A 21,879-nucleotide genomic window follows, 5' to 3' on the forward strand; every position below is an offset into this window, starting at 1 on the left:
GTGCCATGATCGATCGTCCAGTTACATTGCCAACGCCGTTAAACATCCTCGTATCAAAGTCACTGAAATTATGTGAGCTGATGCTTCCGGTTTGTGACATATTTTATCCCTTTGCCGCCATCTATGAAAATGGGCGGGTCGGCTGTATTTTTTCTGATGAATCAACAGGCAAAAAAAGGGAATCTCAACTGATTGAACAACTTCAGTGGCGAATAATCGACACGACTACAGACACCAATTGCTACAGTGTTTTGGTCTATGCTGCCACCGTCAATACACAAGACAGTAAAACACTTAACGCCATTGCGGTAGCGACAGCATGTCCCAGTCATGAAGAAAACCTTCTGCTCTACCCCTATTACAAAGTAGATGGTAAAGTGGTCATTTCTCCGCCAATCAACACCGTTACTCGCTAATCAGCACCCGGTGAATGGCCACTTAATAGCAATAATCATTGCGACAAATCATCATATTGTAAGGGGCTACCCTTTTGGTGAGTATCAAACCGGCCGATAGGCCGTAAACGTTACCGTTGATATTCGTGGTTACGATTAAAATTTTTTGTACTCTCATGTGCTGTCTTTGCTTGCCAAATTAGCTTGGTCTGCTAGCATTCAGCGCAAAATTCATTAGCAAAATTAGGGATTAGTTATTATGTCTCGCGTTTTAATTATTGGTGCTGGCGGTGTTGCGTCGGTAACTGTGAAAAAATGTGCACGTTTACCGCAACATTTCGACGAAATTTACTTAGCAAGCCGCACGGTATCTAAGTGTGAAGCGCTACAACAAGAAGTAGGTGCAGATCGCGTTAAGGGTGTTTTCGCTGTTGATGCTGACAACGCAAAAGAAGTTGAAGCACTTATCAACGAAGTAAAACCAGACCTAGTAATCAACCTAGCGTTGCCGTATCAAGACCTTCCAATTATGGATGCCTGTCTTGCCACAAATACTGACTACCTCGATACGGCAAACTACGAGCCGAAAGACGAAGCAAAATTCGAATACTCGTGGCAGTGGGCTTACCAGGATAAGTTTAAAGATGCCGGTATTATGGCTCTTCTGGGCAGTGGTTTTGATCCGGGTGTAACTAACGTTTATACCGCTTATGCAGCTAAACATTACTTCGACGAGATTCATTATCTTGATATCGTTGACTGTAACGGGGGCGATCACGGCCAGGCTTTCGCGACTAACTTCAACCCTGAAATCAACATTCGAGAAATTACCCAGCGCGGTCGTTTCTGGGAAAATGGCGAGTGGAAAGAAACCGATCCACTTAGCGTACGTGAAGATCTAGACTACCAGAACATAGGTGTGCGCGCGTCGTACTTAATGTTCCACGAAGAGCTGGAATCGCTGGTTAAACATTTCCCAACTCTAAAGCGTGCGCGTTTCTGGATGACATTTGGTGAAGCGTACCTCAACCACCTTCGCGTTTTAGAAGGCATTGGTATGACAAGCATCGAACCAGTGGAATTCCAAGGCCAGAAGATTGTTCCTCTTGAGTTCCTAAAGGCTGTACTCCCTAACCCAGGCTCATTAGCTGAAGGCTATAGCGGTATGACCTGTATCGGCACTTACATTACCGGCATGAAAGACGGTAAAGAGAAGACAATCTTTATCTATAACAACTGTGATCACGCCAAGTGTAATGAAGAAGTGGGTGCCCAAGCAGTGTCGTATACCACTGGTGTGCCAGCCATGATCGGCGCAGCACTTATGCTGAACGGTACATGGAAAGAAGCGGGTGTATGGAACATGGAACAATTCGATCCAGACCCATTCATGGACATGCTTAATGAGCACGGCCTGCCATGGCACGTCGTCGAATGTGAAAGCAGCCCTTTCACTAAGTAATCATTGTCAAGGGCGCTTAATATAGGCGCCCTTTTCATTGTTGCCTGTTTATCGTGGACCTTCGACCTTTGCAAAGGCAATAATGAAAAGCACTACCCTGACTATTTTATATATGGAGCGTTTTCCCATTGACCGATTTAACCCAACGCACTGATATTCCTTCTCCTTGTTATGTCTTGGAAGAAGCCAAACTTATTCGTAACCTTGAACTGATGAAACGGGTTCAAGATGAGTCTGGTGCACGCATAATCCTTGCGCTGAAAGGCTTTTCAATGTGGTCATGCTTTGACATTATCAAGCAATACCTCCAAGGCGCTACCGCAAGTTCAGTGTGGGAAGCTAAACTGGCAGCAGAAATGGGTAAAGAAGTTCATGCTTATTCTCCAGCCTACAAAGCCAGTGATGCCAAAGCGTTAGCTGAGTTGGTGAATCACTTGTCGTTCAATAGCCTTACTCAATGGCAAACCCATAAAGAAGCGCTTTCTGGTGTGTCTTTGGGGTTGCGAATTAACCCTGAACATCAAGAAGCTGATACGCCACTTTACGATCCAGCGGCTCCCGGCTCTCGCTTAGGTATTCGCGCAAGCGAGTTAGAAGGCGTGGATTTGACAGGGATAGAAGGATTTCATTGCCACAACCTGTGTGAGTGCGACTCCTTTGCCACTGAACGCACATTACACGCTATAGAAAAACGCTTTGGGAAATGGTTTGACCAACTGAAATGGCTCAATTTAGGTGGTGGTCATCTAATGACCCGTGAAGGCTATGATGTTGACCACCTCATTCGCACCTTACAAGCCTTTAAAGCACGCTACCCCCATCTTGATGTGATTTTAGAGCCCGGATCTGCCGTTGCCTGGCAAACCGGTCCACTCATCTGTGAGGTGGTGGATATGGTCAAAAACGACGGTGACATCGCGATTTTGGATATCTCAGCCACCGCACACATGCCAGACGTATTAGAGATGCCCTATCGCCCTGCAATTTTACACGCAGGCATGCCGGGAGAAAAAGCCTGTGATGTTAAGTTGGGAGGGAACTCTTGCTTAGCTGGTGATGTTATTGATACCTACTCTTTCGATGAACCATTAAAAGTGGGCGATCGATTACAATTTGAAGATATGATGCACTACACCATGGTAAAAACCACATTCTTCAATGGTGTTGAACACCCTTCCATCGGTATCTTACGCTCAAACGGCGACTTTGAGCTAGTGCGAACCTTCACCTATGAAGATTTTAAAGGGCGGCTTTCTTAAGCCGCTTATTGCGTCATAGACGTGAGCTAAAATTCAGGGCTTTTTTCAACCATTTCATTTTAATAAAATTTTCACTACACCATTTCCCATTCGCTTCCTGACAACAGAGAAGGAAGCGATTTCTACTACGCCCCGATATATCAAGTCGATTTAAACAGGGTTTTCCTTTATTAAATTAAATTCATCTCTCCTTTTTGATTTTTTAACCTTGCTGAGCGAATGGCCACTTTGTATATCAGAATCATCAATTTGAATTTCCATGATTTTTATCACTTTCTGACAACAGATTTCATGCTAAATCTCTACGCTACACACAGATAAAAAGACTATTTTTTAGACAAAACCACCTAACACCTATTATCCTAAAGTAGAGTGTAAAATAACACCCAATAGTGATAGTTATTTCACAATGCCTCACTAAGTGAGATATTTATTCCAACATAAACACCAATAAGATGATTTTAATTTTGAAAATCATCTTAATTCAGCTGCACTAATGTGCATCATAAAAAATAAAAAGAGCCATTAAAAACAAATCTTGAAGGAGAAACACATTGAACAACAATAAATACCCAACTAGGAAAAAATATAATCGAATCACTTCGGCTATTATCGCTAGTTCTATTCCCCTTTTCGCTGTGCTTTCAGCGCCTGTTTACGCACAAGAAAGTGAAGAAAAAGCGGAAGATGTAGAAAATATAATCGTTACTGGTACGCGAATGTCTAACCGTTCTGCTGCAGACTCTCCAGTGCCGGTAGACGTTATTAGTGGCGATGATTTCCGACAAAACTCCTCTTCAGATGTGCAAGATATGTTGCGTACTAACGTCCCATCTTTTGACGTAAATACACAACCTATCAGTGATGCTGCAACCATTGTACGCCCTGCAAATATGCGTGGCTTATCACCGGATAACGTGCTGGTACTGGTCAACGGTAAACGCAGGCATAGAGGTTCAATCATTTCTTTCCTTGGCGGTGGTATTTCTGATGGTGCACAAGGTGTCGATATATCCGCCATTCCTTCATTAGCACTTAAACAAGTAGAAGTACTTCGTGATGGCGCGTCATCTCAATATGGTTCAGATGCTATAGCAGGCGTACTAAACTTCTTGCTGCGCGACAATGACGAAGGATTTGAGTTTCGTGCAAATTATGGTTCAACCTATGAAGGTGACGGCGATAATTACACTATTTCAGCCAATGCAGGTTTTTCGTTAGGTGCTGATGGTTTTGTCAATATCACAGGTGAAATCCGCGATGTTGAAGGGACTGTGCGCTCAGTCGTACGAAACGATGTAGCAGCAATGGTCGATGCGGGCTACCTCAGTCAATCTGATTTTTCCACTATCAACACCTATACAAACGAAGTACCGCAGTACTGGGGGCAACCCGACGTTGAAGACGACTATAAGCTTTTCATCAACTCTGCATATGAGTTAAACGACAAAACCGAGCTTTACCTATTTGGTAACTACGGAAAGCGCACCGTTACCGGTGGCTTCTTTTATCGTAACCCGGTGACTGAAGGCAGCCAACGCGGTGGTGTTTATGCAGGTCCGCTGGTCGATCCGCTAACTGGCATGGCGGATCCTAATGGCGTACATTCAGTACTAGTGGGCGACCTAGACGGCGTTGGCGTGGGGGGTAGCTGTATCGACGGTATTCCAATCGGTGGTGATGGTAACGTTTATCCCGATCCTACGTTCTTGGCTCAAGTGCTCGCTGACGACAACTGCTTCTCGTTTATAGAAACCATTCCTACTGGTTTTGTACCCCGCTTTGGTGGAGACAACGAAGATATGGCATTTACTGTGGGTGTGCGTGGTGACCTGGAAATCGGAAATGGCTTAGGTTACGACTTCAGTGCACAGCGCGGCTCTAACCGAACAGACTTTTTTATTCGCAACACTATTAACGCTTCATTGGGGCCTGATACGCCGCGTGATTTTGTGCCTGGCGGTCAGGAGCAAACTGAAACCTTAGTCAACCTTAACTTTGTATATGGTATTGACGTTGGCTTGGCCTCAGACCTCAACATTGCATTTGGTGCTGAATATCGCGAAGAAGAGTTCGACTTATTTGCCGGAGATGAAGCATCCTATGCGCTTGGTCCTTTAGCTAGCCAAGGTTTCTCGTCTAGCTCGAATGGCTTTGGTGGCTTTCCAAATTCAACCAGTGCATCGCAAGACAGTACTGCTGTCTACGTAGACTTAGAAGCTGACGTTACAGAAAAGCTGACATTACAAGCGGCACTTCGTCGTGAAGATTTCAGTGAATTTGGTGATACCACAGACTTTAAACTCGCAGGTATTTTCCACGTGACTGACGACTTCCGTCTTCGTGGTGCATATTCAACGGGCTTTCACGCTCCTACGGCAGGGCAAGCCAACATTACTAACGTAACCACACAAAACGTTAACGGCGTCTTGATTGACCAAGGTACGTTACCTTTGTCATCTGCTGCGGGACAACTGGCTGCTGATTATATAGAAAGTCAAGGTAATGGGCGTCCAGACCTAGGCCCAGAAGAAGCAGTAAACTTCTCGTTTGGTATTTCTGTTGATGTAGCAGATATGCATTGGACCGTGGACTTCTATAACATTGAGCTAGAAAACCGCGTTGCCCTTGGTGCGAACGTCAACTTCCTCGATGCACTCAATTACAAAGGTGGCGGTACTAACTATGCCACAGTGTCTGAAGCACTTACCGAGTTGGATGCATCAGGGATTATTGACCGTCAGGACTTTATTGGTTTAGATGACCTATCTCAATTCCGCTTCTTCTCAAACAGTTTTGATACTACAACTCGCGGTATCGATATTGTGGGTAACTACAGTTTTGATTTATGGGAAGGTAACTCTCGCATAACGCTTGCTGCGAACTACAATGAGACTGAGGTTGACGATGTGGGTACACTAAACCCCATCGGCGCAGGGCGTGTGGCAGCCATAGAGGACTTACTGCCTAACTTACGCGGTAATATTTCATGGACACACACACAAGGCGCACTTAGAACCCTAGTTCGTGCAAACTACTACGGTGGTTGGGACGATACTGGAAACGGTGTAAACGGTATTGGTGCAGCAGTACTTATTGATGTGGAAGCCAAGTATGCGTACACAGAAAATTTAGACCTTGTAGTGGGTGTAAACAACCTGTTTGATGAATATCCAGATGAAAACCCCAGTGCAGGAAGCTTAGGTCAGCTTTATTCTGAAGCTAGCCCATTCGGCTTTAATGGTGGTATGTGGTATGTACAGGCTCGCTATACATACTAGGCATTAACCCTCAATGTCGCTTCTTTGGAAACGCAGCTTTTGCGTTTTCAAGGAAGCGATAATATTTGTTAAACTCGTCATTAAAACGCTTCATTTTTCCCTTGCCCCCGCTCGCAATGCCATCAGTGGATTAACTTTTGTAAAAGCCCATTTCGTACAATGCAAAGATATAAAACCCGATATCGAATAAATAAAACAAGATTAATAAAAGAATTCGTAACAGCCTTTAGGTTCCTCTCTCATAAGATTTTTAGCACACTGGTCACAACCTGTTTGCGACTTACACCCTATTTCAGTGAATACACCGATACCAATGATTTTTATGCAGCCTCGCTCCCTCTTAATTATCTTTGGCACTTAAGGTGATAAATCTAAAAAGGGTTATTGCCAGCGCATTTGCCTACACAGATTCCTTTTTGGGGTATAAAAACAATGAAAAATAACGTCATTCGCCATGTATTTGTTAGCATATTCGGCTTGCTTTATTGCCTCTGCACTCAGGCTGCTGTCACCATTACAATTGATACAGAGAAACCTGGTGCCACTATAAATAAAAACATCTACGGCCAGTTTGCAGAGCATTTAGGTCGCGGCATTTATGAGGGTATCTGGGTAGGGCCAAATTCTGCTATTCCAAATACTGATGGCTTTAGAAATGACGTAATTGCTGCATTTAAAGCACTCCAAATTCCCCTTATTAGATGGCCTGGCGGCTGTTTCGCGGATGAATATCACTGGCGAAATGGGATTGGGCCACGAGAACAACGCCCCGTCACAGTGAATGCATCCTGGGGAAATGTTACCGACAATAATGCGTTTGGTACCCATGAATTTTTTGCTTTGGCTGAAATGCTGGAGGCTGATGTCTATATCAACGGTAACTTGGGCACGGGTACACCACAGGAAATGGCCGAATGGTTGGAATACATGACGTCACCCAGCGATTCTTCGCTAGCGCAACTACGCCGACGTAACGGCAGAGACGCGCCGTGGAAAGTCCATTTTTTTGCGATTGGAAATGAATCGTGGGGATGCGGTGGCAATATGACACCCGATTACTACGCAAACCTTTACAAACACTATGCAACATTCTTAAAAACGCCCGCCGACAACCGACCACAATTAATTGCCAGTGGAGGCTATGAAGACAAAACACAATGGACACAAACGTTGATGGAGAAAGTCCCCCAAACCTGGAGTCTACGAATGGGCGGGATTGGTCACCACTACTATACCCTACCCACGGGTAATTGGGATAAGAAGGGAAGCGCCACGGGCTTTACTGAACAAGAATGGCTGTCTACTTTTGTCAACACAATGAAGGTAGAACAATTTATTCAGTCTAACAGCGCGATTATGGATCGCTACGATCCCGATAAAAAAGTAGGGTTCAATATCGATGAATGGGGTACGTGGTATGACACCGAAGAAGGAGACAATCCCAGCTTTTTGTATCAACAAAATACCTTACGCGACGCCTTGGTAGCAGCAATTAATTTCAATATTTTTCACAAATATGCTGATAGAGTACACATGACAAATATTGCGCAGATGGTCAATGTGCTACAGGCAATGGTACTGACAGATAAAGAAAAGATGCTGTTAACTCCCACCTACTATGCATTTAAGATGTTCCGCCCGTTCCAAAATGCCATTCATTTACCACTGGCACTTAGCGATAATCCCCACTACACAGCAGGTGACCTTCAGGCCCCCCAGATAAGCGCATCTTCGGCTAAAACGGTAAAGGGAAATACCATTTTGTCGTTGGTCAATATCCACCCAACTGACGCTATCGATGTGAAAATTGATGGGCCTTGGCAAAAAGCCAACGGGGAGTTATTAACGGCAGCAACAACTGATGCGCACAATACCTTTAGTAACCAAGACGTCGTAGTACCTAGCAAAGTGGCATTTGCAGAATCGGATGGGCAACTAGTGGTCACATTACCCGCTAAATCGGTGGCGGTTTTAACCCTTTACTAGACACTGTTTGCGATTAATCAGTCAGTACGGCGTGTGACATCTATACGAGCGGGTAAGCAGTGAAATGCTCATCCTGTGCGTATAGAGGTCACGGCACCATTTCATGCATGTGTTATCTGCCAGTCAACATTTGTTTCGTCCCTGCCACCGACACAGCAAGGGAAGCCATGGGGGACATGCCATTGGGGTAAACTTCCTGTTCTACCACTATCCAGGACAATTGATTGGCAGAAAAGCCTGCATCAGCAATGGCTCGCCAATCTACGCCATCTTTGCCTATCAAAGGTGATAGCGCAGTATGTGGCTCACTGCCTAACTCAGATTTAAAGTGGCTCGTTTTTATTCGAGATGGGTAATTGGTGATAAATTTAAGTGGGTCTTTCTGCGCATGAATAACCCAACCTACATCGAGTTGAAGAACAACATCTTCGTGGGTATTTTTAGCGATATAATCCCAAAAAGTGCTGCCGTTGTAAGGCGCCAATTCTTGTGAATGATTGTGAAATCCCACTTGAATGCCGCTACCCTGCAGTTGCTTGGCTATGTGGTTTAAATCACTGACCACCTCACTGACTTGCGTCGCAGAAAAGGCGCGTTCATCCCAGGGAATAATCAAGTATGGCGTACCCAACTGAGTGTGAAAATCCACGGTTTTTGAAAACGCATCGCCTTTTAACGCATTAAATGACACATGGGCACCGCTCACTGCCAGACCGACCCCATTTAAGAAGCTTTTAAGACCCAATGGATCATTGCTGTAGGGCCCAAAATCCCCCGCAAATTCCACCCCATCTATGCCCCACTGCGACAGGGTTGTTATAGTGCCATTAAAATCATTCGCTAGGTCTTGTCGCACTGAATAAAGCTGCACACTGATCTTAGCTTCACCTGCAGTTTCTTGAGCAACTGAAGCACTGTGTGCCATTACGCCCCATGACCATAGTATGGTCGCCACCAGTATTTGAAACACCGTTTTTTGCATATTAAATTCTCCCTTGGCGGTATTCAGATACCGCAAAATCAACAGCTCTGGCGGTCAGTGCCATAAAAGTGATGGAGGGATTAACCACTCCTGTCGAACAAAATGACGCCCCATCGGTGACAAAAAGGTTATCAATATCATGCGATTGATTATAAGCATTGAGCACCGATGTCTTGCTATCTGCGCCCATACGCGCCGTACCCACTTCGTGAATTGCAAGTCCCGGTGGGGCGTTTGTTGGCCTTGAACCGACATTGGTAAAACCCGCATCTTTAAAATACTGCAGTCCGACCTCTGCGGCATGCTCCATCATATTGATTTCGTTTGCAGACCATTCGCAGTTTATATCGAGTTGAGGTATTCCCCATTTGTCTTTTTTGTTGTGACTTAACACGACCTGATTTTCTTCTCTAGGTAGCATTTCGCCTTGCGCCTGCATGGATATTTTCCAGCCTCCAGCGTGTTTGATTTTTTCCTTGAAAGCGAGCCCAAGTCCTTCTGAAGCGCCGAGTGATTGCCAGTCTTCACGCGCAGCTGCACCGGCAAACGCATATCCCCTTTTAAAGGCTTTGTGATATTTGGATTTCTCGTAATGGATGTTGGGGATATAAAAAGACGCAGGTCGACGACCTTTGTAATACTCTTCTTCAAACCCTTCTACATCTGCCCAGGCGATGGCATTGTAGTTGTGATCCATTAAGTGCTTACCCAGCATACCCGAACTATTGGCAAGTCCAGTTGGAAAAGATTTACTTTTACTATTCAGTAAAACTTGAGTGCTGCCGAGTGTGGATGCACACAAGAAGACCATTTTTGCCTGAAATGTTTTTTGCTTGAGGGTTTGGCTATCGATGACTCTGACCCCTTTCACTTTCTTGCTCGATTCGTCATAAATCAGACTATCTACAATGCTATTTGGAGCGATCCTCAATTGCCCTGTATTGACGGCGGCAGGCAAAGTAGCACTTTGCGTTGAAAAATAAGCACCAAATGAGCATCCTTTTTGACATTCATTTCGTGCCATACATCTAATCCGACCAAGTTCCGTATGCACTTTCTGAGGTGCGGTAAGATGTGCACAACGACTGATAATAACCGGCGCGTGTGGGTGTGATTCAGACATTTTTTGGGCAAAGTGCTTTTCTGGAACCGTTAATTCAAATGGCGGTTGAAAAATGCCATCTGGCAAGTGTTCAAGTCCCTCAAGACTGCCCGCAATACCTACAAACTTTTCTACATAGTCATACCATTTTTCCAAGTCTTTATAGCCAATAGGCCAGGGGGTACCCTCACCGTCCTGACTGTTTGATTCAAAGTCAAATTTACTCCATCGATAGGACTGGCGATGCCACAGCAACGACTTCCCCCCTAGCTGATTACCTCTAATCCACGAAAACGGTTTTTGCGGTGGATGCTGGTATGGATACTCACTGTCTTTAGCGAAAAAATGCTTAGTGCCCTGGTGAAAAGCGTAACATTGTTGTTGAACTGGATAATGTTCGTCTTTTTCGCTTTGCAACACTTTAGTGCGAAATTCATACTCCCAAGGTGGTTTACCTTCAGTGATGTAGTCTTTTCTATGCTCAACAATTGGTCCTCGTTCCACCATCAAGGTTTTTAATCCATGTTTGGTGAGTTCTTTAGCTGCCCATCCACCTGTAATGCCAGACCCCACAACAATGGCGTCAAAGACTTCATCAGTGCGATCGACTAAAATATTTTCTAACATCTTATTTCCAATCGTTAATAGTAGGCTTTAGAGCTATAAGCCGCCCCAACACTAGAATAGGGAACTGAACCGGTATAACCGCCTGGGACGGGTAAATACACCAATTCATTGTTTGCGCCTTCTTTGGATGTGCAATAACACATTACAATCAGTTGTTTGAGCTTTCGAAAGGTATCCATTAATTCGGCGTCAAAGGGCAATTGACCTTGATCTAACCGTGTGACTAAGTCAGTGAGGTGAGCGTTATCTAGCACAGACGCAGGTTGACTAAATTCTATTTGAGCTGCGTCTTCAAGCGATGTAAACATCAACTGAATAGCATTGAAAAAAGCGGCATTACTACATTGACGTACTAGCGCTAAAGCTGTCACGTCGCTATGTGTCGCTACAGCTCCTTTAGTGTGGGTTTCGGGAATAATAAGCGCACTTATCCTGCGCATCAGCACTTTGTGCCCAGCGTCAAAATCGCTGGCTTGACTTTCTGTTTTCCCATTCACAACACCAGGTACAAATCCCAGTGCAAGGCTTCCCACAGACACAGATAGCGAATTTTTAAGTAGTTCCCTTCGTTTCATTGCACCCCCTCATTATTGTGTTAACAATTTAATCACAAAGCATTAAGGTATCAATGGCAAGTGAGGTTTAACCAAATAACGTCATATTTAAACGAAATTTATTAATGAGGAAGAATCACCTTAAAGGCTGATTTTGGGTCGGAAAAAAATAAAGAAGCAAGGGCACGTTGTGGTTAGGTGCAGATAACTGGTTTTCATAAGGGCCTATTATCTCACCCCTCACCAATACATCGTTTTTACGAAGAGGGAGATTTTACAGGACGCCATTTCCAGTGAGCATTTCTGTTTTGTCAATTTCACCTTCGGCCAGCACAATGTCATCTAGCAGAATTCGAAAAGCAGTCCCTTGCTTCGCGTTGAGACTATAGCGAAAGCCATACAACTCACTTTCCTTTAACGACACTTGTGTAGAAGTATTAGGAAAAATGAGATCGTACACACCGGAATCGTTTGCTTGAGAAAATACGTCTACCATCCATTTGCCATCAGACATATCGATCATAAGTGTTTTCGTCATTTACGCCTCCATAATGAGCAATCGTCGCTCCGTTAATAGTCACTATTGAGTATTTGATAAAAGACGTATCAGATCATTTTCCCTTGAAAGAAAATACGGTTTCCTAGTTAACCTTTCGACTCTAGCCCAGCTTGGTACAACGCATTTTTTTTCAATCCATAATGGCTTGCAACTATTGCAGCCGCTTTTTTTAGCGGAACGTGCTCACACAGCGTCTGTAACAATGCCATTGCATCCCCGGGAATATCTTGCTCACTCACAGTGGCCGGCCCAATCATTACTACAAACTCGCCTTTTTGATGTGAAGCGTCAGATTCAAGGTAGTCAAGAACATCTTGCGCACTGCCACTTACGTACGTTTCAAAGGTCTTAGTGAGTTCTTTTGCGACCACAATTGCTCTGTCTCCCAATACCTTGTGTATGGCATTGACTGTATCAACTATACGGCGAGGTGCTTCGTAAAATACACTAGTGAACCTTCTGTCAACAAGCTCTGCCAATGCCGTTTCCCGCGCCTGCATTTTAACTGGCAAAAAGCCTTCAAAAATAAATTTATCGGTGGGTAACCCGGAAGCACTCAGCGCTGTTATTGCGGCACAAGGACCTGGTAAGGCAGACACAGGGATCCCTTGCTCGCGACAGCGACGAACAAGAATGAAACCCGGATCGCTAATGAGTGGCGTGCCAGCGTCACTAATTAGCGCTACTGACTCACCGCCTTTCAAGCGTTCACATAACATGGCGGTCCGTTTATCTTCATTGTGTTCATGCAATGACAACGTTCTGGTGGCGATGGAAAAGTGTTGTAGCAACCTGGCACTGTGTCGGGTATCTTCGGCTGCTATCCAACTAACCCCTTTCAAGATATCTATAGCCCGAGTGCTCATGTCGTCCAAATTGCCAATGGGGGTAGGAACAATATATAAGGTGGCGGTGTCTGTCATAGAAAGTCGCTAGTTGCATCGTCAAAATAAAAATTTATGCAAATAGTGTAACACGCCATTAGTCCAGATTTCGCTGGCAAGCGTAGATTTTCATACTGGTTAAGATAAACTTGACCCATAACGATGTAAAAGGAATGAAACTGTGCGTCACTTTGGACAAGCTGGAAAATTTTTTACTCTGTCGACCATTGCTGCAGTGTTAACTCTCACCGGGTGTGGTAGCACACCAAAACCTCAGTCTAATGACAGAGTGATAGCACCTACGCCTGTAGAAAGTACGGTTGTAAATGAAACACTCACACCAGCACATTTGCTAGTAGAAGCCCAAAAAGTGTGGACGCAGTCACGGGACAAAGACAAACGAGACGCGCTTTTGCTTCAAGCCGCGGATCTATATCTGCAACAAGGGAAACCGCTACTTGCCCAACAAATTTTATATGAAGTAAAGGAAAGTGGTCTTTCGACCTTCAATCAATCCCACTATTCCCTTTTAATGGCTACCAGCTATGCCAGCAGCACGGATGTCCCTCCACAAGACTTGTTGGACATGCTAGCCCAAGTGAGTAATGAAGGAGATGTAGGCTACCAAAAAGCACAACTTCAGACTCAACTATACTCCCGACAAGGAAACTGGGTAGCGGCTGCCGATAGTTTGCTTAGGACACAAACACCGGACGAAATAAAAGTAGAACAAGTGTGGCAATGGATAACGTCCCAACCCAGCGCAACACTGGTCAACGTAGGCAAGCACTATACCTCCCTGTCACCTTTTATTACGTTGCGGGAACTCACCGAAGAAAACGCCTCATCTCCCGAGTTATTAGCCGATACCCTTCGCCAATTCCAGCACGTATATCGCGCTCATTTACTTGGCCATACCTTACCTGAAGAAGTATTAATGGCAACGCAATTGACTCAAGCGAGTACCAACGACATTGCTGTGTTATTACCTCTGTCGGGACGATTGGGGCGCACAGGAGAGGTCGTAAAAAATGGTATCATGGCAGCGTATTACAAAGACGTAGAGCTGCGCCGAGATGAACATCACTTACCTTCTCTTCGCTTTATTGATACAAATGAAAGTGATACTGAGCAACTTATTGAACAAATAGGGAATACAAAATTTATTATCGGCCCATTGTTAAAAGACACGGTTGAAAGCTTAATTCCAGCACTACCAGTAGGCGTTAATGTATTGGCTTTGAATCGGCCAGAGGATTTGGCATCTGAAGCTCAACGTCACCAGAAAGCCCCTAGTTCTTTCGCACAGAGTGCTGCCTTAGACAGTGGCACCGTAAACCGCTCCTTCCCGAGTGAAATGGCGAGCCTATCACTTACTACCGCGATCAATTACTACGGCTTGGCACCGGAAGACGAAGCCAAACAATTGGCTGAATTTATTTTCAGTAAAGGATACCGTGCCCCAATAGTGATATCAGCTCAAAGCAGTTTGTATCAGCGAATGGACACTACGTTTAAAGCACACTGGCGAAGATTAAACAACGCCGAAAATAAACAACGTACCAATATCACCTCGGTGACGTTTAATGACAGCAATTCTCTTAGAGAAGGCATTACTCAAGCACTCGATGTTGCTCAAAGCAATGAGCGCATTAACCAAATTGAGTATATGACCAATGATGAGGTGTATAACATGCCCCGCAGTCGCAGAGATATAGACGCCATTGTGGCATTTGCCTCTCCTCAGGACACTGAATTACTTAACCCTATCATTGAAGCAAGCCTGAACCCCTATGATGGTAAACAAGTACCGGTTTACGCCACCTCGCGGTCCATGGATTACGACAGCGGAAAAAACCAATGGCGAGACCTGCAGAATGTGCATTTCATCGATATGCCTTGGTTAATGCCCCAGCATAACTGGCAACACCTTGAGAAAGAAGTAGAAAAGGCGTGGCAAAATCAAAACACTATGCAAAAACGCTTATTTGCTTTTGGCTATGATGCTTATCAACTTTTGCCCCAACTAGGCATGCTAAATACCCTACAGTATCTCACCCATGAGGGATTAACCGGTACACTTTCTGTCAATGAGTTTGGTGAAGTAGTAAGGAAACAACCCCAAGCTATTATTCGCAATGAACAGGTACAAATGCTATCGGAGTAACTAAACATGTCGCTACTGCAAGGGAATGCAGCTGAAGATAAGGCCTGTAAATATTTAGTGGAACAAGGTCTTACCCTTCGTTGTCGAAACTACCGCACCCGATATGGTGAACTGGATTTGGTGATGCAAGATCAAAACACCGTCGTATGTGTCGAGGTAAAGTATCGAAAGCGCAATCAGTACGGCAATGCAATTGAATTTGTCACAGCCAAAAAACTTCAGAGAATTCAGGCTGCGTTTGAATTCTATTTGTTAGATAATAACCTTAATTCAACGACGACGCCGTTACGAATAGACGTCGTCGCCATTGATGGAAACCACCTTCAATGGCTAAAAAACATCGGCTGAGTTGTTTTTTATGTAGCAATTCACGTGATGCGGATGAGCAAGGCACTTTAAGAGTGATGAGTTGCGCGAAATCTCGCCTTTCCTCGGTAGTAAGGATACGGGGTGAGTGCCCAAATGGGTTTACAGCGTATTTAGGGAAGCACGTCCCCATGTAAGTGAGTGCTATTGTTCATCCACCAGCAGCACTTCAGATGCATAATCAGCCGCCTGCACCTAAAGAGAAAAGAAGTATGATTGAACAAATTAAAGCGAATTTTACAGAGAGCATCCAAACAAAAATTGCCGCCTCTGAAATCCTGCCAGAGTCTATAGAAAAAGCGGCGAATATGATGGTAGAAGCCCTTATTCGTGGCAACAAAGTACTTAGCTGTGGTAATGGTGGCTCTGCCGGCGATGCCCAACACTTCTCTTCAGAAATGCTTAATCGTTATGAACGAGACCGCCCTAGCCTTCCCGCTATTGCACTTAGTACTGACACCTCTACGCTAACATCTATTGCCAATGATTACAGCTATGATGAAATTTTTGCCAAACAAGTACGCGCATTGGGGCAACCTGGAGACATTCTTTTAGCCATTTCAACCAGTGGGAATTCCCGCAATGTCATTGCCGCAATGGAAGCAGCGCTTTCTCGCGATATGACTATTGTTGCCTTAACAGGTAAGGATGGCGGTGAAATGGCAGGCTTCTTAAGTGAACACGATGTGGAAATTCGCGTACCATCTAATCGCACTGCACGTATTCAGGAAGTGCACTTGTTAGTCATTCACAATTTGTGTGAGTGTATTGACGACAGCTTATTCCCCGCCGATCACGACGACGAGTAATCAGTAGATACTATGACGTTAAACACTAAAAAGTTAGGGGTACTGAGTACACTGGCAGTGTTGATACTCAGTCTACAAGGCTGTGTGGTAGCGGTCGGCGCTGCTGGCGCAGTAGCGGCTAAGGTCGCCAACGATCGCCGTACAGTTGGCACCCAATTAGACGATCAAAATGCAGATACAGGGGTTTCCTATCAGTGGTCCAAGAGCGATACGCTGAAAGAACAGGCTAACTTACAGGTCGATGTGTACAACGGAGTAGCATTGCTCACCGGTCAAGCACCGAATCAAGGGCTGATTGATGAAGCCGTGAGCCGGGCTCAAAAAGTGAGTTATCTTAAAAAAATTCACAATCAGATCCGCATTGGTGACCCCATCGGGGCTGGTACCCAGGCTAATGATATTTGGCTGGCGTCAAAGGTAAGAGCCAAAATCGTCGCAGATGAACGGGTACCTGCACTGCAAGTAAAAGTCGTTGTACAAGACTCAGAAGTATTTTTAATGGGTCGTCTCACTAATGTAGAGTCCACTGCGGCAGTAGATATTGCACGTAATGTCACAGGTGTGGCCAGAGTGATCAGAGCCTTTGAAATTGTTCAATAAAGAGTTCGCCACGGCCCTTTTAGTGGCTGGGGCGCTCTTTATGGAAATTTTAGATGCTACGATTATCACCACTGCCCTGCCTGTGATTGCGGGTGACTTTAATGTACCGGCAGCCCATCTTTCTATTGGCGTTTCCGCCTATTTGGTGGCGGTGACGCTTTTCATCCCCTTGAGCGGTTATGTCGCTGATAAATTTGGTGCTCGTACCATCTTTATTGCCGCAATTGCTGTATTTACCTTCGCCTCCGTCCTATGCGGCCTAAGCACCAGCTTAATCGAGTTTACACTATCGCGCATTTTACAGGGATTAGGCGGCGCTATGATGGTGCCCGTCGGACGACTTGTAGTATTGCGAGACTTACCCAAAGAAAAACTGGTTAAAACTGTCGCTATCATAACCTGGCCTGCGTTAAGCGCGCCTTTGATCGGACCTGTACTTGGCGGCTATATTGCGACCCATTTTAGTTGGCAGTGGATTTTTTACATGAATATTCCATTGGGGATTATTGCTATTGTCGCTGCACAATATCTTCTTATAAATAGTAAAGGCGATGTAGGAAAGTTCGATATCAAAGGCTTTCTACTGACCGGTATTGGCTTTGCCTTCTTTATGGCAGGCATCGAATTTTTTGCCAGCGCGAGTGACAAGCTTGTTCAACCTCTGGGTATTATAGCGCTTGGTTTCGCGCTTATGGTGTTAGCGATAAGGCATGTTAAGAAGGCCAGAAATCCGCTATTTTCGTTAGACGCTATGCAGCACCAAACGTTCAGGCTATCAGTTTATGGTGGCTCTGTTGTGCGTATTGCACTGGGCAGCGCACCGTTTTTGGTCCCGCTTATGTTACAGCTTGGCCTGGGTTACTCACCTGTCGAAGCGGGTTCGTTGCTGCTGTGGCTTTTTGCAGGTAATTTAGCGATAAAGCCTGCTACTACCTGGATTATGAATACCTTTGGCTTTAAGCGTGTACTTGTGGTCAATGGCGTGCTTATCGCGCTTGGCTTTGTAGCACTGGCACTTATAAACCACACTACCTCGTCTTTTGCTATTGCCACTATCCTCTTTGTCAATGGTGTAACTCGCTCAATGCATCTCACATTGCTAAACACCATTGCTTTCGCTGATGTCCCCCCAAGTAAAATGCGCGACGCTAACACGCTAGGCGCAATTCTGATGCAAATGAACCGTGGCCTTGGCATCACACTGTCAGCGCTCGCTATCGCCACTGCGTCATTCATTCTTGGCCAAAGTGCTGATATGCCAAACTTACAAACCTTCACGCTATCTATGATGTTTATGGCTGCCGTAGCGCTTGTAAGTATTTGCGATAGCTTAATGCTGTCAAAAGAAGACGGCGATTCAGTTTTAAATAAACGAAAAGAAAAAAAAGCACGACGGGCTTAAGCGTTTAGGCCCTACCAGTAAAAACTGGTGACAATTGTCACATGCTATTGATGACATTTGTGACTAACGCATTGCCGAGTGCTTTAGCATACTTTACCTATCGACATGACGACATTGGGTAAACGAAATGGAACAAGTCTCACATCACACTCCAACGTACAGCGAAAAGTACATCACGCTTTCCCTTGAGCAGCAGCGTGAAGAATTTAAACAAAATAGATTCATCGCTATGCCGTTGGCTGGCACCATCGTCTGGATACTGCTTGGTGTTAGCGCCCCTTTTGTATCTGAGTTTACCATCACATGGATGTTGTATATCGGCACAGGCACCATTTTCTACTTAGGAGCAGGGCTGTCATACCTAACCGGCGAACGCTTCTTTGCTAAAAAGGCAACCAAGAACAATTTCGACCGTCTTTTCTTCGTCGGCATGATCATGAGCTTGATGGTGTTTGCTATCGCGCTTCCCATTGCCGCAATCGACCACACCACCGTACCTTTGAGTATCGGTATTCTAACAGGCTTAATGTGGATGCCACTATCTTGGGCTATCGAACACTGGGTAGGCTATTTTCACACCATCACAAGAACCTTAGGTATAGTGTCAGCGTGGTACCTGTTTCCAGAAGCACGACTTGAAGCAATTTCCGCGGTGATTGTAGCGGTTTACATTGTTTCTTTAGTTACCCTTGAACGTCGTTTTCAAGCAATCAAACCTAACTAATTTCCTTTAAATTACGAGGGGTACACTATGACTTATTTACTTTTAGCTATCGCTATTGTTACCGAAGTTACTGCTACCATGTTGCTGAAAATGTCGAACGGATGGGAAAAATGGACCTTTGGATATGGCGCTATCTTTTTCTATGCGGTGTCTGGAATGCTGTTTTCCATGGTTTTAAAAAACATGGGGATTGGGGTCGCGTACGCCATATGGTCGGGTATGGGTATTGCATTTATCACCGCAGCTTCGGTGGTATTTTGGAAACAAACTTTCGACATTTATGCCGTGCTGGGTATTATGTTAATTATCTCAGGCACTTTGCTTATCACAAGCAAGTCTGCCGTTGTATTTCAGTAAGGACGCAGTACTCTCAATGCACAGCAATAGTCGCTTACAACATAATAAGAGCATGGCGCCACACACCTATAAGGATGAAGAAAGTACTGCGCCTGTTATGCCGCTTTTGGCAAGTGGACGCAAAAAACGCTGGTCGCTTGGTAGCTTATTTTTTTCACTGTTTTTCTTCGTTCCACTCATTATTTCACGCCCTCTTCCTATTGAAACATGGATACTACAAAGTTTGGGCTATATTTGCTTTGTAGCCCTTTATATCAAAGCCATAAACCAGCCGGTAAAATCTTTACCTATCTATTTACTACTGATGTTTCTGCTCTCTGTCGCGTGCAGTTTTCAGAATCCAGGTAGCGCCACCATTATTGGTTTTATTGCGTTTATCGTAGGTTACTACAATCCGTTAAAAACCGGCTTAACGAGCATTGCTGCCATGATGCTGTTACTCGTTTCTATGCATTTTACGATGTTTGATGATTCCAACTTTCTCCTAAACGCTTCACTGCTCAACAGTATTGTTTTATTTGGTTTTGGCGTCATGGAACGCAAAGAAACGCTTTATAGCTTAAAAGAAAGTAAGCAAGCTGAAACATTACGTGTATTGTCAGCCATTACTGAGCGGGAACGCATTGGCCGCGACTTACACGATGTGGCAGGTCACGCGCTAAGCTCGATTTCACTAAAAGCGCAATTGGCCGATAAACTTATTGCCAAAAATAAAATTGAAGAGGCACACCGGGAAGTGAAAGCCCTTGCTCATCTGTCCCAGTCTTTATTAAGTGATATTCGCCTGGCTGTATCAGATATTAAGCAACTCTCCCTAGGCGATGAAATAGCCAAAGTTCAGGCTCTGCTCGAAGACAACGGTTTCTCAGTTTCAATTTATTTTGATGAAAGTATTCAAGGGGGTTTAGCGCCCGCACAAGAAAATCAGCTTGCACTTATCATCAAAGAACTTACCACCAATACGCTGCGCTATTCAAAGGGCAACAACGTCGTCTTATCGCTAACGCGAACAGATGGTAAATTGGTGATAACTTATCAAGATGATGGAAAAATTGAGAATGCTGCAATGATAAAAGAAGGCAACGGGTTAACGGGAATTCGTGAGCGCGCAGCTTCAATCAACGCCGAGGTCGATATCAATTTTACGCATCACCCTCTTATCACTCTCCTCGTGACTATCCCAGAAAGAGAACAGGTAAAGGACGCTCAATGAAATCAGCGACTTCAATTCTTATTGTAGAAGATCAATCTTTAGTGAGAGATGCCATCGCCATGTTGCTATCGCTTGAAGATGATTTATCCATTGCGGCCAAATGTAGCAATGGGCAAGAGGCAATTGAATACCTAGAAAGCCATACCGCGCCAACCATTATTCTCAGTGATATTGAAATGCCATTGGTATCGGGACTCGATTTGGCGAAGTACGTTTGTGCGAAAAATATAGCGTCAAAAATGGTATTAATGACCACCTTTTCTAAACCAGGTTATATCAAGCGTGCCCTAAACAACAGCGTGTCTGGTTTTGTGTTGAAGGAGTCAGATAGTGATTATTTAATCGATGCGCTTCACAAAATAACCCAGGGAGAAAAAGTCATATCCACAGAACTGGCAATAATGGCTTTGGATGACAACAACCCACTATCACAAAAGGAGATGTCAGCCCTCAAATTAGCCTCTGACGGGCTTAAAACCCAAGACATTGCAAAAACACTATTTTTATCCGAAGGAACAGTACGCAATTATCTCTCAGAAGCAATTGCCAAGTTAGATGCCACCAATCGAGTAGATGCAGCGCGCATTGCACAGCAAAAAGGTTGGCTTTAAGCCTTCTCTATCAGTTGTCAGTTTAGAACTGACTAACCCGACAGGCATTAAAACCACGTGTAGGTTAAATTGGATGAAGACGCTATATTGAGTTTGTCAGCGAGATTTGAAAGTACTCTTTCAGGACCATAAACCAACCCTTGGTGCTGTGATATCCATATGCAGGTCAAAATGCTGGTTCCCTTGCGCAGTTCACACTCCCATTTTTTAGTCTCGGGCTTCAGGCGTTCATAGTCATCTTCAATTTCCCAGCCACTATCAACATGTTCCACAATTAGCTGTTCAAATTGTAAAAAAGGAATGGATTGGATAATAACCCACTCATTTTTCCTGAATTTTTTTTCTAACTTTGACTTTTTAAAGCCTGTAAACAGTCCCACTTCACAACTCCATAAGAATAACTCTGCAATGTCCAACCTACTAGGTCACGGCTAGTAGTTTTCACCTATACCCACACGCCACACACAAAGCACTGAGCGAGGACTCAATACCCAATATGCCACTAAATGATGGTGGGGAAATTTAAAAGCTAAGCTAAT

The 21,879-nt window shown here is 44.6% G+C and carries 20 protein-coding genes; 14 read left to right on the forward strand and 6 right to left on the reverse strand.

Annotated features, from left to right (window positions below; genetic code table 11):
* Positions 1-5 precede the first annotated feature (5 nt).
* The 5 genes from ACMCM8_RS12535 (at position 6) to ACMCM8_RS12555 (ending at position 8,383) form a co-directional block, all read left to right on the forward strand.
* Positions 6-416 carry a hypothetical protein gene (locus tag ACMCM8_RS12535; RefSeq protein ID WP_412722953.1) on the forward strand — a complete coding sequence of 137 codons (411 nt, stop codon included), beginning with the start codon at positions 6-8 and terminating at the stop codon, positions 414-416.
* A 238-nt stretch (positions 417-654) separates the two neighbouring features.
* Positions 655-1,857: a saccharopine dehydrogenase family protein gene (locus tag ACMCM8_RS12540; protein ID WP_412722954.1), complete on the forward strand. Its 1,203-nt coding sequence runs from the start codon at positions 655-657 to the stop codon at positions 1,855-1,857.
* A gap of 128 nt (positions 1,858-1,985) precedes the next feature.
* The gene (gene nspC, locus ACMCM8_RS12545; RefSeq protein WP_412722955.1) at positions 1,986-3,116 is read left to right on the forward strand and encodes a carboxynorspermidine decarboxylase; all 1,131 of its coding nucleotides are present in this window, start codon (positions 1,986-1,988) and stop codon (positions 3,114-3,116) included.
* A 554-nt stretch (positions 3,117-3,670) separates the two neighbouring features.
* The gene (locus ACMCM8_RS12550) at positions 3,671-6,397 is read left to right on the forward strand and encodes a TonB-dependent receptor plug domain-containing protein (protein ID WP_412722956.1); all 2,727 of its coding nucleotides are present in this window, start codon (positions 3,671-3,673) and stop codon (positions 6,395-6,397) included.
* Between the two features lie 432 nt (positions 6,398-6,829).
* Complete coding sequence (locus ACMCM8_RS12555; protein ID WP_412722957.1) at positions 6,830-8,383, forward strand: alpha-N-arabinofuranosidase; 1,554 nt, start codon at positions 6,830-6,832, stop codon at positions 8,381-8,383.
* Between the two features lie 112 nt (positions 8,384-8,495).
* Here the strand turns inward: ACMCM8_RS12555 and ACMCM8_RS12560 are convergent, their stop codons facing one another.
* The 5 genes from ACMCM8_RS12560 to rsmI all read right to left on the reverse strand — a co-directional run bounded on the left by ACMCM8_RS12560 (position 8,496) and on the right by rsmI (position 13,130).
* Positions 8,496-9,365: a sugar phosphate isomerase/epimerase family protein gene (locus tag ACMCM8_RS12560; protein WP_412722958.1), complete on the reverse strand. Its 870-nt coding sequence runs from the start codon at positions 9,363-9,365 to the stop codon at positions 8,496-8,498.
* A gap of 1 nt (position 9,366) precedes the next feature.
* Positions 9,367-11,094 (reverse strand): GMC oxidoreductase, encoded by a 1,728-nt coding sequence (locus ACMCM8_RS12565; protein WP_412722959.1) that lies wholly within the window; start codon positions 11,092-11,094, stop codon positions 9,367-9,369.
* Positions 11,095-11,108: 14 nt separating this feature from the next.
* Entirely contained in the window at positions 11,109-11,669 is a 561-nt protein-coding gene (locus tag ACMCM8_RS12570) for a gluconate 2-dehydrogenase subunit 3 family protein (protein WP_412722960.1), read from the reverse strand.
* A 253-nt stretch (positions 11,670-11,922) separates the two neighbouring features.
* Entirely contained in the window at positions 11,923-12,186 is a 264-nt protein-coding gene (locus tag ACMCM8_RS12575; RefSeq protein ID WP_412722961.1) for a hypothetical protein, read from the reverse strand.
* A 107-nt stretch (positions 12,187-12,293) separates the two neighbouring features.
* Positions 12,294-13,130 carry a 16S rRNA (cytidine(1402)-2'-O)-methyltransferase gene (rsmI, locus tag ACMCM8_RS12580; protein ID WP_412722962.1) on the reverse strand — a complete coding sequence of 279 codons (837 nt, stop codon included), beginning with the start codon at positions 13,128-13,130 and terminating at the stop codon, positions 12,294-12,296.
* A 142-nt stretch (positions 13,131-13,272) separates the two neighbouring features.
* Here rsmI and ACMCM8_RS12585 point away from each other — a divergent pair, with 142 nt between their 5' ends.
* From ACMCM8_RS12585 to ACMCM8_RS12625, 9 genes are all read left to right on the forward strand, one after another.
* The gene (locus ACMCM8_RS12585) at positions 13,273-15,258 is read left to right on the forward strand and encodes a penicillin-binding protein activator (RefSeq protein ID WP_412722963.1); all 1,986 of its coding nucleotides are present in this window, start codon (positions 13,273-13,275) and stop codon (positions 15,256-15,258) included.
* A gap of 6 nt (positions 15,259-15,264) precedes the next feature.
* Positions 15,265-15,606, forward strand: a complete 342-nt coding sequence (locus ACMCM8_RS12590; RefSeq protein ID WP_412722964.1) for a YraN family protein — start codon at positions 15,265-15,267, stop codon at positions 15,604-15,606.
* A 230-nt stretch (positions 15,607-15,836) separates the two neighbouring features.
* A complete protein-coding gene (locus tag ACMCM8_RS12595; RefSeq protein ID WP_412722965.1) occupies positions 15,837-16,433 on the forward strand; it encodes a phosphoheptose isomerase in 597 nt (198 codons plus the stop codon).
* Positions 16,434-16,445: 12 nt separating this feature from the next.
* A complete protein-coding gene (locus tag ACMCM8_RS12600; RefSeq protein ID WP_412722966.1) occupies positions 16,446-17,033 on the forward strand; it encodes a BON domain-containing protein in 588 nt (195 codons plus the stop codon).
* A gap of 40 nt (positions 17,034-17,073) precedes the next feature.
* A complete protein-coding gene (locus ACMCM8_RS12605; protein WP_412722967.1) occupies positions 17,074-18,435 on the forward strand; it encodes an MFS transporter in 1,362 nt (453 codons plus the stop codon).
* 127 nt (positions 18,436-18,562) lie between these two features.
* Positions 18,563-19,159 (forward strand): DUF7010 family protein, encoded by a 597-nt coding sequence (locus tag ACMCM8_RS12610; protein WP_412722968.1) that lies wholly within the window; start codon positions 18,563-18,565, stop codon positions 19,157-19,159.
* A gap of 27 nt (positions 19,160-19,186) precedes the next feature.
* The gene (locus ACMCM8_RS12615) at positions 19,187-19,516 is read left to right on the forward strand and encodes a DMT family transporter (protein WP_412722969.1); all 330 of its coding nucleotides are present in this window, start codon (positions 19,187-19,189) and stop codon (positions 19,514-19,516) included.
* 16 nt (positions 19,517-19,532) lie between these two features.
* A complete protein-coding gene (locus ACMCM8_RS12620) occupies positions 19,533-20,729 on the forward strand; it encodes a sensor histidine kinase (RefSeq protein WP_412722970.1) in 1,197 nt (398 codons plus the stop codon).
* Positions 20,726-21,340: a response regulator transcription factor gene (locus ACMCM8_RS12625; protein ID WP_412722971.1), complete on the forward strand. Its 615-nt coding sequence runs from the start codon at positions 20,726-20,728 to the stop codon at positions 21,338-21,340. The genes ACMCM8_RS12620 and ACMCM8_RS12625 overlap by 4 nt, the downstream gene beginning before the upstream one ends.
* Before the next feature lie 47 nt (positions 21,341-21,387).
* Here the strand turns inward: ACMCM8_RS12625 and ACMCM8_RS12630 are convergent, their stop codons facing one another.
* Positions 21,388-21,720, reverse strand: coding sequence for a hypothetical protein (locus ACMCM8_RS12630; RefSeq protein WP_412722972.1), 333 nt, complete (start codon positions 21,718-21,720; stop codon positions 21,388-21,390).
* Positions 21,721-21,879 lie beyond the last annotated feature (159 nt).

The organism is Alteromonas sp. D210916BOD_24 (assembly GCF_047159385.1).
GTDB lineage: Bacteria > Pseudomonadota > Gammaproteobacteria > Enterobacterales > Alteromonadaceae > Alteromonas.